The sequence below is a fragment of the Pantoea sp. C8B4 genome (genome assembly GCF_051336905.1).
In the GTDB taxonomy this organism is placed as follows: domain Bacteria; phylum Pseudomonadota; class Gammaproteobacteria; order Enterobacterales; family Enterobacteriaceae; genus Pantoea; species Pantoea rwandensis_B.
Window position 1 is genome coordinate 70,467 of sequence record NZ_JBGMNK010000010.1, and the last position, 16,523, is coordinate 86,989.

15 protein-coding genes are annotated in these 16,523 nt (G+C 56.2%); 9 read left to right on the plus strand and 6 right to left on the minus strand.

Translation table 11 applies throughout. The features are described 5' to 3' along the window. Positions 1-104 precede the first annotated feature (104 nt). Together kdpD and ACCW76_RS13950 are read left to right on the plus strand one after the other, a co-directional pair. A complete protein-coding gene (gene kdpD / locus ACCW76_RS13945) occupies positions 105-2,780 on the plus strand; it encodes a two-component system sensor histidine kinase KdpD (protein WP_436338835.1) in 2,676 nt (891 codons plus the stop codon). Positions 2,781-2,834: 54 nt separating this feature from the next. After that, entirely contained in the window at positions 2,835-3,332 is a 498-nt protein-coding gene (locus ACCW76_RS13950) for a TIGR00645 family protein (protein WP_045832201.1), read from the plus strand. A gap of 282 nt (positions 3,333-3,614) precedes the next feature. On the opposite strand, the gene ACCW76_RS13955 is transcribed toward ACCW76_RS13950, so the two are convergent. Beyond that, a complete protein-coding gene (locus ACCW76_RS13955) occupies positions 3,615-4,544 on the minus strand; it encodes a LysR family transcriptional regulator (RefSeq protein ID WP_045814114.1) in 930 nt (309 codons plus the stop codon). Positions 4,545-4,636: 92 nt separating this feature from the next. On the opposite strand from ACCW76_RS13955, the gene ACCW76_RS13960 reads away from it, so the two are divergent. The 4 genes from ACCW76_RS13960 to ACCW76_RS13975 all read left to right on the plus strand — a co-directional run bounded on the left by ACCW76_RS13960 (position 4,637) and on the right by ACCW76_RS13975 (position 9,027). Further along, positions 4,637-5,845 carry an MFS transporter gene (locus ACCW76_RS13960; protein WP_436338837.1) on the plus strand — a complete coding sequence of 403 codons (1,209 nt, stop codon included), beginning with the start codon at positions 4,637-4,639 and terminating at the stop codon, positions 5,843-5,845. Between the two features lie 53 nt (positions 5,846-5,898). Then, complete coding sequence (locus tag ACCW76_RS13965) at positions 5,899-7,248, plus strand: cation:proton antiporter (RefSeq protein WP_436338838.1); 1,350 nt, start codon at positions 5,899-5,901, stop codon at positions 7,246-7,248. 26 nt (positions 7,249-7,274) lie between these two features. Further along, entirely contained in the window at positions 7,275-7,622 is a 348-nt protein-coding gene (locus ACCW76_RS13970; RefSeq protein WP_045814112.1) for a YaeQ family protein, read from the plus strand. A gap of 559 nt (positions 7,623-8,181) precedes the next feature. Beyond that, positions 8,182-9,027 (plus strand): alpha/beta hydrolase, encoded by an 846-nt coding sequence (locus ACCW76_RS13975; RefSeq protein ID WP_038649806.1) that lies wholly within the window; start codon positions 8,182-8,184, stop codon positions 9,025-9,027. A 111-nt stretch (positions 9,028-9,138) separates the two neighbouring features. On the opposite strand, the gene ACCW76_RS13980 is transcribed toward ACCW76_RS13975, so the two are convergent. After that, a complete protein-coding gene (locus ACCW76_RS13980; protein ID WP_436338839.1) occupies positions 9,139-10,056 on the minus strand; it encodes a bestrophin family protein in 918 nt (305 codons plus the stop codon). A gap of 254 nt (positions 10,057-10,310) precedes the next feature. On the opposite strand from ACCW76_RS13980, the gene ACCW76_RS13985 reads away from it, so the two are divergent. Continuing rightward, positions 10,311-10,952 carry a hydrolase gene (locus ACCW76_RS13985; protein WP_045814110.1) on the plus strand — a complete coding sequence of 214 codons (642 nt, stop codon included), beginning with the start codon at positions 10,311-10,313 and terminating at the stop codon, positions 10,950-10,952. 1 nt (position 10,953) lies between these two features. On the opposite strand, the gene ACCW76_RS13990 is transcribed toward ACCW76_RS13985, so the two are convergent. Then, complete coding sequence (locus ACCW76_RS13990) at positions 10,954-11,856, minus strand: LysR family transcriptional regulator (RefSeq protein ID WP_436338842.1); 903 nt, start codon at positions 11,854-11,856, stop codon at positions 10,954-10,956. Positions 11,857-11,951: 95 nt separating this feature from the next. Here ACCW76_RS13990 and ACCW76_RS13995 point away from each other — a divergent pair, with 95 nt between their 5' ends. Beyond that, complete coding sequence (locus ACCW76_RS13995) at positions 11,952-12,773, plus strand: SDR family oxidoreductase (protein ID WP_436338843.1); 822 nt, start codon at positions 11,952-11,954, stop codon at positions 12,771-12,773. Here ACCW76_RS13995 and ACCW76_RS14000 read toward each other — a convergent pair. After that, positions 12,770-13,105, minus strand: a complete 336-nt coding sequence (locus ACCW76_RS14000; RefSeq protein WP_436338844.1) for a DUF488 domain-containing protein — start codon at positions 13,103-13,105, stop codon at positions 12,770-12,772. The two genes, ACCW76_RS13995 and ACCW76_RS14000, sit on opposite strands and share 4 nt — an antisense overlap. A gap of 251 nt (positions 13,106-13,356) precedes the next feature. On the opposite strand from ACCW76_RS14000, the gene ACCW76_RS14005 reads away from it, so the two are divergent. Further along, the gene (locus ACCW76_RS14005; protein WP_436338846.1) at positions 13,357-14,373 is read left to right on the plus strand and encodes a zinc-dependent alcohol dehydrogenase family protein; all 1,017 of its coding nucleotides are present in this window, start codon (positions 13,357-13,359) and stop codon (positions 14,371-14,373) included. Between the two features lie 44 nt (positions 14,374-14,417). On the opposite strand, the gene ACCW76_RS14010 is transcribed toward ACCW76_RS14005, so the two are convergent. Both ACCW76_RS14010 and ACCW76_RS14015 read right to left on the minus strand, forming a co-directional pair. Continuing rightward, positions 14,418-15,197, minus strand: a complete 780-nt coding sequence (locus tag ACCW76_RS14010; protein ID WP_038644223.1) for an L-threonylcarbamoyladenylate synthase — start codon at positions 15,195-15,197, stop codon at positions 14,418-14,420. Positions 15,198-15,455: 258 nt separating this feature from the next. After that, positions 15,456-16,388, minus strand: a complete 933-nt coding sequence (locus ACCW76_RS14015; protein ID WP_038644224.1) for a nucleoside recognition family protein — start codon at positions 16,386-16,388, stop codon at positions 15,456-15,458. Positions 16,389-16,523 lie beyond the last annotated feature (135 nt).

Sequence of the window (16,523 nt, forward strand, 5' to 3'; positions counted from 1 at the left end):
GCGCACCCTACAGGTTTGTAGGGTCGCCATTGATGGCGACCGTTTTGATGAGCGCGCCGATGACGACAACGCGATTTGTCGCACGTTGGTATGACGGATAACGAATGAACGATGAAATCACCCGCCCGGACCCCGATGCGCTGTTGCTCAATCACAGTGACAGCCATCGCGGTAAGCTGAAAATCTACTTCGGTGCCTGTGCGGGCGTGGGGAAAACCTTCGCCATGCTGCAGGAGGCACAGCGCTTACGTGCGCAAGGCCTTGATGTGCTGGCGGGGGTGGTGGAAACCCATGGACGTGAAGAAACCGCTGCGCTGCTCAACGGCCTGGCGGTGTTGCCACGTCGTGCCACTGGGCGTTCACGGCACGCTGAATTCGACCTCGATGCGGCACTGGCACGCCATCCGGCAGTGATTCTGATGGACGAGTTGGCGCACACCAATGTACAGGGTTCGCGTCATCCCAAACGTTGGCAGGACATCGAAGAGTTGCTGGAAGCGGGCATCGACGTGATCACCACCGTTAACGTGCAGCATCTGGAAAGCCTCAACGATGTGGTGGGCGGCGTGACGGGCATTCAGGTGCGCGAAACCGTACCCGATCCGTTTTTCGATAGCGCCGATGAGGTGGTGCTGGTGGATCTGCCCCCGGACGATCTGCGTCAACGGCTGAAAGAGGGCAAAGTCTACGTCGGCGATCGCGCTGAACGTGCGATTGAAAACTTCTTCCGCAAAGGCAACTTGTTTGCCCTACGCGAACTGGCGCTGCGCCGTACCGCTGATCGTGTTGACGATCAGATGCGTGCCTGGCGCGATCAGCAAGGCCGCGACAAAGTGTGGCACACGCGCGACGCTATTTTGCTGTGCATCGGTGACGACACCGGCAGTGAAAAGCTGGTGCGCACCGCTGCGCGTTTAGCCGCCCGTCTCGGCAGCGAATGGCATGCGGTGTACGTAGAAACCCCGCGCCTCAATCGCCTGCCGGAAGCGCGTCGTCGCGCTATTTTGCGCACCCTGCAACTGGCGCAGGAACTCGGTGCGGAGACGGCCACGCTCTCCGATCCCGATGAAGCCCGTGCCGTGCTGCGTTACGCACGTGAGCACAACCTCGGCAAAATTGTCACCGGACGCCAGCCACAGCGACGCTGGCGGCGCGACAGCTTTGCTCAGCGTTTGGGGCAGCTCGGCCCAGACCTCGATTTACTGGTAGTGGCACTGGACGAACCGGTGCGCGACGCGCCACACCCGCTGGGTGGTAAACAGGCCAACAGCGATAAGTGGCGGCTGCATCTGCGCGGCTGCCTGATGGCGATTGCGCTGTGCATTCTGGTGACGACTGTGGGTCGCTGGCTGCTGGTGGAGTTCGATCCGGCCAACGGCGTGATGATTTATCTGTTGGCCGTGGTGCTAGTCGCGCTGCGCTTTGGCCGCTGGCCTTCGGTGTTTGCCACGGTGATCAACATCCTGGCCTTTGACCTGTTCTTTGTCGCCCCCACCGGCACCGTGGCGGTATCGGATTTGCAGTATCTGGTGACCTTCGCGGTGATGCTGGCGGTAGGGGTGATCGTCGGGAACCTGACAGCAGGCGTGCGCTATCAGGCTAAAGTGGCGCGCTATCGTGAACAGCGTGCGCGCCATCTGTATGAGATGGCGAAGTCTCTTGGCAGCGCGCTCACGCCGCAGGATATTGCTGCCACCAGCCAGCGCGTGATTGATGTCACCTTGCAGGCACGCAGCCAGCTGCTGCTGCCGGATGAGCAGGGTGAGTTACAGGCGGTGGGTGAGAGCAGTATTGGCACGCCGCCCGATCTCGGTATCGCCAAATGGAGCTTTAGCAAAGCGCAACCCGCGGGTGCAGGCACCGATACCTTGCCTGCGGTGCCGTATCAAATTCTGCCGTTGAAAAGCGGGAATCACTGCCGGGGCTTATTGGTGGTTGAGCCAGAGAATCTGCGCCAACTGATGATTCCCGAACAGCAGCGTCTGGTGGAAACCTTCACGGTGTTGATCGCCAACGCGCTGGAGCGCATGGCGCTGTCGCAGAGTGAAGCGGCCTCACGGCTGGCGGCAGAGCGTGAGCAGCTGCGTAATGCCCTGCTATCGGCACTTTCACACGACCTGCGAACCCCGCTGACGGTGCTGTTCGGTCAGGCGGAAATGCTGATGCTGGATTTGGCCGGTGAGGACTCAAAATATGTCGGCCAGGCCAATCAGATTCGTGAGCAGACGTTAAGCACCATTCGGCTGGTGAGCAATATGCTGGATATGGCGCGTATTCAGTCCGGCGGTCTTAACCTGCGCGAAGAGTGGGTGGCGCTGGATGAAGTGATTGGCGGGGCGCTCAGCAGTATGGGGCCGTCGCTAAAAGGGCATGATTTCGCACTGGATCTGCCGCCAGAGCTGGTGCTGATCAAAGGCGACAGCGCGATGTTAGAGCGCGTGTTCACCAACCTGATTGAGAACAGCCTGAAATATGCCGGTAACGCCGCGCAGCACGGCATTCGCGCCTGGCGTGATAAAGAGCGGCTGGAGATTGCGGTGTGGGACAACGGTCCGGGCATCGCCGTTGAGAACATGACGCGTATTTTCGACAAGTTTGCGCGCGGTGATAAGGAGTCGGCTGTGCCGGGTGTCGGGCTGGGTTTGGCCATCAGCAAAACCATTATTGAATCCCATCGCGGACGCATCTGGGCGGAAAACCGACCGGAAGGGGGCGCAGAGTTTCGTTTGTCACTACCGCTGCCAGCGGCCCCTGAAATTTCTGAAGAACCGCTGAAATAACTTCACACAAGTTCGGTTATAATCGACCACTTGTCTGTTGATTAATGGGAAATTATGGAACGTTTTATCGAGAACCTGATGTATTCATCGCGCTGGTTGCTGGCACCGGTTTACATTGGACTTTCGCTGGGGCTGCTGGCGCTGACCGTTAAATTTTTCCAGGAAATTTTTCACCTGTTGCCCAACATTTTCAGCATCGCCGAGAACGATCTGATTCTGCTGCTGCTGTCGCTGGTGGACATGACGCTGGTCGGCGGCTTGCTGGTGATGGTGATGCTCTCTGGCTACGAGAACTTTGTGTCTAAGCTGGATATTGATGAGAACAAAGAAAAGCTGAGCTGGCTGGGTAAAATGGATTCCGGCTCGCTGAAGAACAAAGTCGCGGCCTCAATTGTGGCGATTTCATCGATCCACCTGCTGCGCATCTTTATGGACGCGCGCAACGTCGAGAACAGCAAGCTGATGTGGTACGTGATTATCCACCTGACCTTTGTGCTGTCGGCCTTTGTGATGGGCTGGCTGGATAATATGTCGAAGGTTGAGAAGAAGTAATGTCGTGTGCCGGGTGCGCATCAATGCGCACCTTACGAAAATCACCATCCCCCCAAAATCTGCACCCTACGAAAAATCCACATCATTCCCGAAAGTCTGCACCCCGGTAAAATCAGCATCATCCCCGAAAATCTGCACCCCTGGTAAAATCCGCATCATTCCGCGTAGGGGCGGCATTTATGGCGCGCTGGTCAAACACCGTAATAATATCGCGCCCTGATTAATCACCGCGTTGCTATTTCACCCTGTTCAAACACCGCGTTGATGTTGCGACCTGCTCAATCACCGCACCGGCTGTGCCCCGGCCAGTTTCGGCATCACTTCCCTGATCATCGCGAAAAAATGCCGCATCCTGGCAGGATAATAACTGGCCCACGGATAGGTTAGCCACACCGGTAGCGGCGGTGCTTGCCATTCGGGCACCAGTTGAATCAGATTCCCTTCCGCCAAATCCTCCTGCACCACCCACGAAGAGATAATCGCGGCGCCCATGCCTGCAAGGGCGGCTTTGCGGACGGCATATAAACTGTCACTGGCGAGACGGGGCGCAATCGCCAGGTTCATCGGCTGAGCATCGCTCAGCCGCTGTAGCGCCAGTTCGTTGCGATAAAAGCTGGTTAATGCCAGCCAGGGCAAGTCGGGGAGTTGGGTGACGTCCTCCACGGGCGGATATTGCGCCAGCAGTGAAGGCGCCGCCACCACAAAGCGTGGGACCTCAGCCAGCAGAATCGCCACCAGCGAGGGATCGTTCACCACGCCAACCTGAATCGCGCAGTCAACATTTTCGCTGATGAAATCTGGCGTACGGTCATTGAGCATCCACTCCACCGTCAGACGCGGATAGCGCTGCAGATACGCCACCAGCGGATCAATCAGCTGGTCCTGGCCAAAAGCGTGCGGCGCACGCACGCGCAGCGTACCGATTGGATCGTCGTTGGAGCCGGTTAGCTCATCTTCCAGCGCATGCCAGGTTGCCAGCAACTGTCGCGCCTGGGCATAACAGCGCTCACCATCATCGGTGAGTTTCAGTGCGTGGGTGGTACGCAGAATCAGCTTGAGACCCAGCCGCTGTTCTAGCGCCTGCAAACGGCGGCTAATGGTGGGCTGCGTGGTGCCCAACTGTGCCGCCGCCGCTGACAGCGACCCACTTTCAACAATGCGGATAAAGGTCTGCATCAATTCAATGCGGTCAATACTGGTTGGATTGTTCATACGTACCACGCATAACAGTTCTGTTATTGATGAGTCTACCGCGTATGGCAGTGTCGCGCTTTAATAAGCGCACTTTCACGGGGGAATCCACTATGTCAGCCATTTCGCAATCTACTGCATTGCCAGCTGAAAAACTGCCAGCGCCGCTGGTGTTCACGCTGGCTGCAGGTGCCGGGCTTAGCGTGGCATCGATTTACTACAGCCAGCCGATGCTGGATATCATCAGCAAACAATTTAATGTCGGTATCGGCAGCGTGGGTATGGTGCCAATGCTGACCCAGGCGGGATATGCACTCGGTATTCTGCTGCTGGCACCGCTCGGTGACCGCCACGATCGCCGTACCATCATCCTGATAAAAGGCCTGATGCTGGTCGCTGCGTTACTGCTGTGCGGCTTCTCTGGCGGCATCAACGCGTTACTGATCGCCAGCTTTGTCACCGGTTTAACTGCTACCGTGGCGCAGGATATCGTGCCTGCTTCGGCGGCTCTCGCGCCAGAGCGCAGCCGCGGTAAAACCGTTGGCACAGTGATGACCGGCTTGCTGGTCGGTATTCTGCTGTCACGCGTGGTGAGCGGCGTGGTGGCGGAATATCTGGGCTGGCGCACCATGTACATGGTGGCGGCGGTTGCCGTGCTGTTGATTAGCCTCGCGCTGTGGCGTGTGTTGCCGCGCTTCAAACCGGGCACCTCTGTCAGCTATCCGCGTCTGCTGCTGTCGCTGGCGCACTTGTGGCAGCATCACCAGACGCTGCGCCGTGCGGCGATAGCACAGGGTTTGCTGTCAGTGGCATTCAGCGCTTTCTGGTCAACACTGGCGCTGATGCTGAGTGAACGCTTCCATTTTGATAGTGCAATAGCGGGGGCATTTGGTCTGGCGGGTGCAGCGGGTGCGCTGGCGGCGCCGTTGGCGGGAAGCGTGGCGGATCGCATCGGCCCTGCACGTGTCACCCAGTATGGTGCCACGCTGGTGATGGTGTCATTTGCGCTGATGTTCCTGCTGCCACTGTTGCCGGTTCCGGCACAGATTGGCCTGATCATCATCAGCACCATCGGCTTCGATTTGGGCGTGCAGGCCACGCTGGTGGCGCATCAGACGTTGGTCTACAGCCTGGCACCAGAAGCGCGTAGCCGACTGAACGCATTGATGTTTACCGTGGTATTTATCGGCATGGCGACCGGTGCGGCACTCGGAAGTCTGGCGCTGGCGCACTTTGGCTGGACCGGCGTGGTGGCGCTCTCCACACTTGCCGCTGCGCTTGCGTTGCTGATTCGTCTGGCGAGTCGTCACCTGAAAAACTGATCGTCAATCCTGTGCCAGGCTTAAGGGAGAATGTTATTTAAAAACGGAGCGTTATGAACTTCCTGGCCTGGACCGCCGCCACCGGTGGTCTGTTGCTTCTGATGTCACTGGCTTCCGGTTGGATACACCGTGGGCCAGTGACTTCATTTGGGCTTTACCTGCTTGCGGGCATTTTATGCGGCCCGTGGGTCTTCAATCTGCTGCAAATCGACATCATCGGGCACGCCAATCTTGCCGCCCACCTCACCGAAATCGCCATGGCAGCCTCGCTGTTTATCACCGGGCTCAAGTTACGTCTCCCGCTCAACGCACATGCCTGGCGGGTCGGCGTGCGATTGGCCTTTCCCGCGATGCTGCTCACCGTAGGCGGCATGACGCTGCTGGTGCATTGGATGACCGGCTTCGATTGGGCGATATCGCTGGCATTTGGTGCCATCGTGGCACCCACCGATCCGGTGCTGGCCAGTCTGATTTCCGTTAACGATGCGCGTGATGATGATGCGTTGCGCGTGGCGCTCTCCAGCGAAGCGGGCATGAACGATGGTTCGGCGCTGCCGCTGTTGATGCTGGCGTTACTGCTGATGCAATCTGGCTCGCTGGATATCGGCCATCTGAGTGAATGGGTGTTGAAAGATGGGCTGTGGGCCATCGGTGGCGGGCTGGCAATCGGGTATCTGATGGGACGCGTCATTGGCCATCTGGTAACCCATCTGCGCAGCGCACATCAGGACACAGCACCCAATGATTTTCTCGCGCTGGCGCTGATTGCGCTAAGTTATGCGGCGGCACAGTCGGTGGAGGCCTCGGGCTTCCTGGCGACTTTTGCGGCTGGCGTGGGATTACGTCGTGCAGAACTGCGCGTGGTGAAGCACTATCCGCAGGAAGCGTTGTCAGAAGAGGAGCAATACCTGCCCGCAGAAGCCCGGGTCAATCCCAACCAACGGCTGGCACACGGTGGCAGCGGTATGGTGAAATCAGTGGGCCTGGTGGTCGGCGATGCGTTGTCATTTGGTGATACCATCGAGCGGCTGCTGGCCGCCGCGATGATGGTGGTGCTGGGAGTCACACTGGCGCAGCACTGGAACCTGACCGGCATTGGCCTCGCACTGCTGCTGTTCGTGATAGTGCGTCCGCTGGCGGTGTGGATCACCACCTGGCGCTGCGAAATTCCCCTGATGCGCCGCCTGCTGATTGGCTGGTTAGGGATTCGCGGCATCGGCAGTATTAATTACATCGCTTATGCCTGGGTGCACGGCATGCGTGGCCCGCAGGCAGAGCAAATGGTGGATATGGCGTTGACGTTAGTGGTGTGCAGCATCGTGCTGCATGGCATCACGGTGACGCCGTTATTAAACTGGCGTGCCGCCTGTCAGGCGGCACGTGCGCAACATAATCAAAAGTGATTTTCTGGAAATTACTGGAGTCTATTATGAAAGCCATATTGATCGCCCTCGTTGGGCTCTCGCTTTCCGCCCCTCTCTTCGCCGCTGACGGTGATAACACCAGCGAAGAGAATGTGTATGCCAGCCAGCTGTGCCATCTGGTGAGCACGGAAAAAAAGACCAGCGATCTGGATACCTATACCGCGAAGATGAAGTCTCAGCTGGCTGCCAGCCAGTCTTCTTCGGCGATGGATAAGCCTGAATTCAATGAAGAAACGGCGCAGGAAGTGATCAGTGCCTGGATGGAACTGGGCGAGGATGAGCGTGCGCAGCTGCGCCATAATCAGCAGCAGTGCGAGCAAACTGTGATGACCCAATTCCAGCAGCAAGATTAAATCCCCGTCATACTTCAAGCTGTAGCGGCGTTGGCTGCGTTTGTTCGCCCCGGTCACTTACTACAGTAAGCTCCCGGGGACTCACGCACTTGCCGCCTTGCCACAGCTCGAATTATTTAGGGGATTAAATCCCCGTCATACTTCGCACTGTAGCGGCGTTGGCTGCGCCTGCTCACCCCAGTCACTTACTGGAGTAAGCTCCCGGGGACTCGCATCCTTGCCGCCTTGCTACAGTCCGAATTATTTAGGGGATTTCACTACTGAGCCGATAAACAGGTCTCGGGATTTCGCTACTGAGCCGATAATCAGGTTTGGGTAGGCGCTATGAGATGGCGGCAAATGTTATGCAAATTAACGATAAAATAAGCGCCTTTTTAGGCGCTTTTTTAATGGATCTTTTGTACAAAATGCGTACATAATCGCCAGCGTTGAAATCAGACACGCATCACATAACGAGACGCAGCCCACAAGGCTGACATGTTTTTTTCAATACTGGCTACTGGGCATGAAACTTACACGGCGTCACTTTTTGTTGGCAACCGGGGCAACCGCTCTCTCGATGACCACAGGCAAACTGTTTGCCCGTGATGACATCATCCCATTGTGGCCTGACGATCCGCCGGGCGGCGGTGGGCCGTCTGGACTGTTGAAAGTCAGCATGAACGGCTCCTGGACGAATATCGTTTCTCCGGCCATTCAACGCTTCCGGCCAGAAAATCCGAATGGTGAAGCGGTGATTGTGGCGGCTGGTGGCGGCTACCGCTTTATCGGCATGGGGCGCGAAGCCTGGCCCGTCGCGCGTTGGTTGAATGCCAATGGCTATACCGTTTATGTGTTGAGTTATCGCTTGCCGGGAGAGAAGTGGCAGGCGGGCAACCTCGCGCCGCTGCAGGATGCGCAGCGCGCCATTCGTCTGGTGCGTTCAATGGAACGTAAAGTGCACTTGCTCGGCTTCTCGGCCGGCGGACATCTGCTGGGTATGGCGGCGGCGCGCCCTGATTTCACCACCTATCCTGCGCAGGACCCGCTGGACCAGATCCGCCCAACGGCCGATAGCGTTGGCCTGATTTACCCGGTCATCACCCTTGAAGCGCCGTATCAGAACACCAAGACGCACCTGATGATGGTAGGCGATCATGCGACGCCAACCCAGGAAGCGAACTGGTCAGTGCAGAATTATGTCACCCGACAATATCCACCGACGTTCCTCGCCCAGGCGGAAGATGATCACACCTCCAATCCCCATAACACTGAAATGATGCGCGATGCCTGCCGTCGTATGCAGGTGCCGGTAGAGTTGATTGAACTCAGCAGTGGCGGGCACGGGTTTGGTCTGGGTAAAGCGGGTTCGCCTGCCGCGCTGTGGGATCAGGCGTATGTGCGCTGGCTGGATCTGCACAGCTAACCGGGCAGAAAAACAAATTATCCAAAGAGACTGACCACAAAAGTGTTACCTATGGGGTCGGTCTCATCTGCTCGTCCTGTGCCGGTTGTGCGCGTCTGACACATGGACGCATTACGTCAAATTGAAATAGCGATCCGGCTGATGTGGTTCGGGCAGCGGGAAATCGTTATTCATCGCCTTCAAATTACGCTCGATATTGACGCACAGCGCATCCAGCGGCAGATGATTAGGCGCAGTGCCGAACGGATCTTCCAACTCCTCCGCCAGTGACTCCAGCGACAGGAAGGTGTAGGAAATAAACACCGACACCAGCGGCGTCATCAGATGCAAATCCGCCACCAGCGCAAACGGCAGCAGGGTACAGAACAGATACACAGTGCGGTGCAGAATCAAACTGTAGGCAAATGGAATCGGCGTGCTGGCCAGACGATCGCAGCCTCCCAGATATGCCGACAGCAGATTGAGATTCTCATCAATACTCTGCCAGACAATATCCGATACCAACCCTTCATCGCGCCGCTGCGCCAACCACTCGCCCATACATAACAGCGTCTGCGATGTCGGCATAGGGTGGCCCAGCACCGCGCGTTGCCATTTTTCCGGCAGCAAACGCGCTAAGTCAGCCTGCGCATCGGTTTTGCGCAGTCGGTGTTTCAACGCCCAACTGAATGCCAGCTGCAATCCAATAAACTCCTGCACCTGTTCTTCACTGACGCCACGAATCGTTTTTATCTGACGCAGCAGCGAGCGCTGGGCGATGTGCATATTGCCCCACAGCGTGCGCGCCTCAATAAAGCGTGCATAGCTGGCGTTGTTGCGAAAGCCGAGAAATACCGCAATCGACACACCAATCAAGCTGAACGGTGCCGTGGTGAGGTGAATGCCCAAGGTGGAATACCAGGGATAACCGATGATGGCGATCACCGACATCAGCAGGTTGAGTGACAGGCGAAATACAATGCTTACCAGTACCGAGCCATGCCAGTCGAACAGCCGGAGGAACCAGTGTTGATGAGGACGTACGATCATTTTTGCGATGGTGTTTTTTATGATTTAGTCAGCACAGGTTACGCCCGTCATTGCCGTATAAGCAATGCGAAAGTCAGGTATTTTCACCACAAATACAGACGCTGTAAGCTGGTTTTATCTTTATAAATCAACCTTCTAAAAACAGTTTGAACAAGTTGTAAAATTCTTTGCGTTATCTCTTCGCGGCCCCTTTCTCTAAAGTTCATTCCAGCAGCACAACACACAAATTTAAAAACACTTTAGAGGAATACATCATGTCTAAACTTGACCTGCTCGACCCACAGAACTCTACTCTGATCTTCATCGACCACCAGCCGCAGATGGCCTTCGGCGTCGCCAATATTGATCGCCAGCAGCTCAAAAATAACACCGTCGCTTTGGCAAAAGCGGGCAAAGTTTTCGACGTGCCGGTGATTTATACCTCTGTAGAGACCGAAAGCTTCAGCGGCTACATCTGGCCAGAACTGCTGGCGGTGCATCCAGAATCCAGGCCGATTGAGCGTACTTCCATGAACTCATGGGAAGATGCCAAATTCGTCGAAGCGGTGAAGAAAACCGGTCGCAAGAAGCTGATTATCTCTGCGCTTTGGACTGAAGTGTGTCTGACTTTCCCGGCCCTGATGGCACTGAAAGAGGGCTTTGAAGTGTACGTGGTGACCGATACTTCAGGCGGCACCAGCGTCGATGCCCACGAGCGTTCGATTCAGCGCATGGTTCAGGCCGGTGCGGTGCCTGTGACCTGGCAGCAAGTATTGTTGGAGTACCAGCGCGACTGGTCACGCAAAGAAACCTACGATGCGGTGATGGATCTGGTGCGTGAGCACAGCGGCGCATACGGCATGGGCGTGGATTACGCTTACACCATGGTGCACAAAGCGCCACAGCGTCAGGCTTGAGTTACGACTGGCGCGGCAGGCTGATTTTCAGCGCATCGATAAACAGCCGCAGCGCCATCGACTGATGCTGGTTGGGCGGGAACCACAATGCCATCCCCGCCGACTGCACCCGCCAGTCGGCGAGCAGTTCCACTAACTGACCCGATTGCAGCGCCGCTTCGGCGTAAAGCGAGGGTACATAAGCAATGCCCAATCCGCTGATGGCCGCGCTGGTCATCAGCGCGTTATTGTCCAGCGTAATCAAGCCCGGCACATCGATCTCACTGCTCTCTCCCGCCCTTGCATACTCCCAGCGATAGCGCTTGCCGCTTGGCAGCCGGTGGCGAATGCACTGCTGCTGCAGCAAATCCTGCGGCTGCTGCACCGGCGGGTGTGAGGCCAAATATTCGGGGGAAGCGACGGTGATAAAGTGCAGTGGGCCACCCAGCGTAATCGCCACCATATCCTGCGGCACATCTTCCATTAACCGAATGCCGGCATCGAATCCGGCTGCGGTGATATCCACCAGTTCACCTTGCGCGGCTAGATCGAGCTGGATATTGGGATACTCGGCGCAAAATCCCGGCACTACCTTTTCCAGCAGGATACTAATTGCCGCATCGCTGGCGCTGATGCGCAAGGTACCTGCGTGCTGCTGGCGGCGAGCGCTGACATCGTGCAGCACTTCATCCATTTCATTCAGGAGTGGAGCGAGGCGATCGATGAGTTGTTGCCCGGCATCGGTGAGCGATACGCTGCGGGTTGTGCGCTGAAAAAGCTGTACCCCCAGATTCTGTTCCAGCGTTTTCACCAGATGGCTGAGTGAAGAGCGCTTCAGGCCGAGCATCTCAGCGGCGCGACGGAAGCTGCGCTGCTCACCCAGGGTTTTAATGGCTTGCAATTCATGCCAGGAAGGTCTTCTCATTGGTGGATTTTCCTCACCAGGTCATGCGCGATTAGGGAGACGATAGCCACCAGTAAAGCGATCTATCATCGGGTTTTCAACCGGAGGACGATAAAATGAAAACCTGGTTAATTACCGGTGCCAGCAGTGGGCTGGGCCGTTTAATGAGTGAAGATTTACTGGCGCGTGGCGATCGCGTGCTGGCCTGCGTGCGCCGCACTGAGGCAATGGCAGATCTGCAAGCGCGATACGGTGAGCAGTTACAGGTCATGATGCTGGATTTGGCGAACACTGCCAGCATTGCGCCAGCCATCGCGCAGGCATTTGCCAACGTGGAGCGCGTCGATGTGGTGGTGAGCAATGCCGCCTATGGTCTGTTTGGTGCTGCGGAAGAGCTGAGCGATGTGCAGATTGATCGCCAGATCGCCACCAATCTCACGGGCTCCATTCAGCTGATTCGTGCCGTGATTCCATTGTTGCGCCAGCAGGGCGGCGGGCGCATCGCGCAGGTTTCCTCGGAAGGTGGGCAGGTGGCTTATCCCAACTTCAGCCTGTATCACGCCAGCAAGTGGGGCATTGAAGGATTTGTTGAAGCGGTACGGCAGGAAGTGGCCAGCTTTGGCATCGATTTCCTGCTGGTAGAGCCGGGGCCAACCGCCACTAACTTTGGTGCAGGACTGGATGTTGCCGAGCCGCTGGATGCTTATCATGATTCGGCTTCAGGTCAGCTGCGCCGCGCGATCTTGTCGGGTGATTTCGCGATTAAGGGAGATGCTGCAAAATCTGTCACCGCCATGATCGCCACACTGGATCAGCCTGCCATGCCACTGCGCTTAGCGCTGGGCAGCACAGCGTATGACAATATTGAGGCCGCACTGGAACGGCGCCTGGCTGAGTTACGCGCGCAAAAAGCCGCCGCGTACGGGGCGGATGTTTAATCCAGCAGTTTCTGCAATACGGTAATGTGGCTCTGCTGATCGAGTTTGGTGGCGGTCAGCAGGGTCACTTTTTGCTTTTCCATCCGCTGTTTCAGCTCGGCGAGTGCTGCGTTTTGTTGCAACTCGGCACGATACTGCTTTTCGAAATGGGCGAAATCAATGGTTTCACTGTGTAGCGCTTTGCGTAATGCGGCAGAAGGCGCGATGTCCTTCAACCACGCATCGCAGTGCAGATCGGCTTTTTTCATGCCGCGCGGCCATAGCCGATCGACCAAAACCCTGTAGCCATCCTGTTCGCTGATCTCGTCGTAGACTCGTTTCACATCAACCATGATTGCCCCCCTGTAACCGCACATTGTAGCAGGCGGAGATTGAGCACAACTGCCACACTTAACGTCAGTTTTTACCAGGTGCGCATAAATGCGCACCCTACGATTGAACATGAAACCCTAGGATTGCCATTTATCTGATCGTATACACGGCATCCATCAGGGTGGGGTCGCCATATATCTGATCGAACACACTGCACCCAACATTGTAGGGTTGCCATTTATGGCGACCGTTACCAAGGAGAACAGCAATCATGCAAGCGATGATCCTGAAACAGCCCGGTGGTTTAGAGCATCTGCAACTGGCGGATCTGCCCGATCCGGGTAAACCCGCCGCCGGAGAGATCCGCGTGGCGATTCACGCGACGTCACTCAACTTCCACGATCTGCTGGTGGCTGATGGATCGATTCCCACCGAGCAGGATCGCATCATGATGGCGGACGGCGCGGGGGTGGTTGAAGAGGTCGGAGCGGGCGTCACGGAATTTAAGCCCGGTGACCACGTGGTGTCCTGCTTCTTCCCGCAGTGGCAGGACGGTTTACCCTTTGCCCAGGTCGGCAATTTCACCCAGACACCCGGCGATGGAGCAGACGGTTTTGCCGCTGAAGTGGTGGTGCGTCCGGCCCATCACTTTACGCTCGCCCCGCGTGACTGGCGCCATGCTGAAGCGGCAACCATTACCACGTCCGGCCTGACGGCGTGGCGCGCATTGGTAGGGGATGCACAAATCAAAGCGGGCGATACCATCGTCACGCTGGGTACCGGCGGCGTGTCGATCACTGCACTGCAAATTGCCAAAGTGATGGGTGCACGGGTGATTGTCACCTCCTCGTCAGATGAGAAGCTCGCCAGGGCACAGGCGCTGGGTGCCGATGCGGGCATCAACTATCGCAGCACGCCAGAGTGGGGCAAAGCCGTACAACAGCTTACGGATGGCAAGGGGGCAGATGTGGTGATTGAACTCGGTGGACCTGGCACCATGGCGCAGTCGATCGAGGCAGTGCGCGTCGGCGGTCATATTGCGCTGATTGGCGTACTGACCGGGCGCGAAGGGGTGATCCCCACCTCGCTGTTAATGGCAAAACAGGCACGTATTCAGGGCCTGATTGTCGGGCATCGCCGTCAGCAGCAGGACTTTGTGCGGGCGTTAGAGCAAACCGGCATTCGCCCCGTGATCAGCGACAGCTACGGTACCTTGAGCGACCTGCCTGCGGCGTTTAAACATCAGCAGTCAGCAGGGCATTTCGGCAAGATTACGGTGGAGTGGTAATAAGGTGAGCCTGTTTCCCCTATAAGGAAACAGGCGTCAGCACATCAGTAGTAATCACCGTGGCGGTAATCCCATGATGGGAAGATATCTGACAGCAGCGCCATGATTTTATCGACATCCAGGCCTTTACGAATCAGCACCGGGCACGGCGTGATTTTACGTTCACCGTTTTGCTGCGGGATCAGACGACCTTCGCTATCCACCATCGACACCATCACACCCTGCTCGTAGCGCACTTTATTTTCGTCGTTGGGCTGGATGGATTTCACGTAGTCATTGGCTTCAATAATTAAATCAGCACGTGCTTCAATACGTTCGCCAATACCCTCAACCAGACCACGGTTTCCCTGACCCGATGGGTTGGCGGAACTGGCGAATGAGAATTTCCCGTGATCTTCCCACAGCGCTTTCGCAATATTTTCACCGGGACGGCCAAATTTAATCACGAAGCAGCTGGTCTGGCGTCCATCCATCATCAGTTCTTTAGAACCGTCAGCCGGAATACGCGCCAGCGCCTCTTCGCGCCACGGTAAAATACAGCCCAGCAGGATATCTTGATCCCAATGTTGCTGATAAAGCTGGTCAATTTCCGGCGTCAGTTGAGCCAGTGAACGCAGTTGTTCCAGCGAGCCACACAGCACCACGCCAGGCTTGTTGCGCTTGCGCTGCTTGGCTTCGAACTTACGTTCTAACCCGGCTTTATCAGAGGTCATGATGATGTAGCCGACTTTCGTTGGGCTCACAATCATGCCGCCGTCTTGTGACAGAATGTCGATGGCTTCAGGTTGTAACCCGCCATTCCACGTTATTTGTTTACCGCTCATGGATCTACCCTATCTGCGTATCAATAGATGACGTGCAGGAATATTACCTGCAATGAAGTTAAGGAATTAATTAACCGGATATTAAGTCGGGATTAATTATTTTTGCAAAACCATGCTGGCGATAATAGTACGATATTTAAAGGATTTGCAACTGATGAAAATAACGATGGAATGTATGGGGTTAATTTAAAATAACACGCGGGAATTGTAGTGTTATTTAAACAGGGCGCTGAATAAACCTTTCAGCGCCAGGGTTAATTAAAATATCAGGGCGTGTGCCACGCCGCGTAGCGCGATGCCAAGAATAATGCCCGGCACGGCGAAACGGAACAGACGCGGGAAACGGCTCGACAGACCCAGGAAGATACCAATACCCGGCAGGTCAAAGGTCTGAATCAACCAGCCCGCCGAGGCATTAATGTTATGCGCGCTGTAGAGTCCCTTCTCCACCAATCCCGCCACCACGCCGTAATACGCAGTACCGCCTGCCAGACATTTGGTCAGGGCAGGCAGAATGTAGACTTCGGAGATGTTGAGCCTATCCAGCAGCGGAGAAACCAGCCGGGTGAGCATCTCAATGCCACCGGATTCTTTCAAAATGCCGACCACCGAAAGAGACAGAATCAGCATCGGCAGTGAGCCCAGCGCCAGGCGAATCGCATCCGCACCCGCACTGTTGATGATGGCAATCAGCCCCATCTTGCTTTCATTATTCGCAACGGCTTCATCTTCATTGAGCAGCGCCGCATCAGAAAGTTTGCGGCCAAAGAAGTGATAAGTGGCTGCTGCGGCCAGCACGCCGCCGCAGATGGAGATTAGCAGTGCCGCAGTCCAGTTCAGTCCTGCGGGAATCAACGGATAAAACGCATTGGCTTGCCCCATGGCAAACAGCATCGCCAGCGTGGCCGCCATATGACGATCGGAGGTGCCGCGCTTTTCCATAATCGCTAATGCCGCTAACGGCGCAGCGAAACTGACAAAGTTCAGCTGGATCAGGGCAAATAACGCCAGCCCGGTAATACCCAAAGGTTTTAATAACGGTGTGGAATGACGTACCACAAAATCCAGCACGCCTTTCACTTCCAGATATTTCATGATGAATAACATCACCACCATGATAGGAATAAGCGTGTACAACGCGACATCAACCGAGGCTTTGCCCGCAGACATAATAATGCTGATGATATTCATGCGGTTGCCTGAACCTCGAACCACGGCTTAATACCGATAAACATGCTGCTCCCCTTGCCTTAAAAAACGCATAAAAATGCCAGCGCGAAGGGCGCTAGCTAAGGGATAAATAGTATCCCGGTGGCGTAAGCTTGA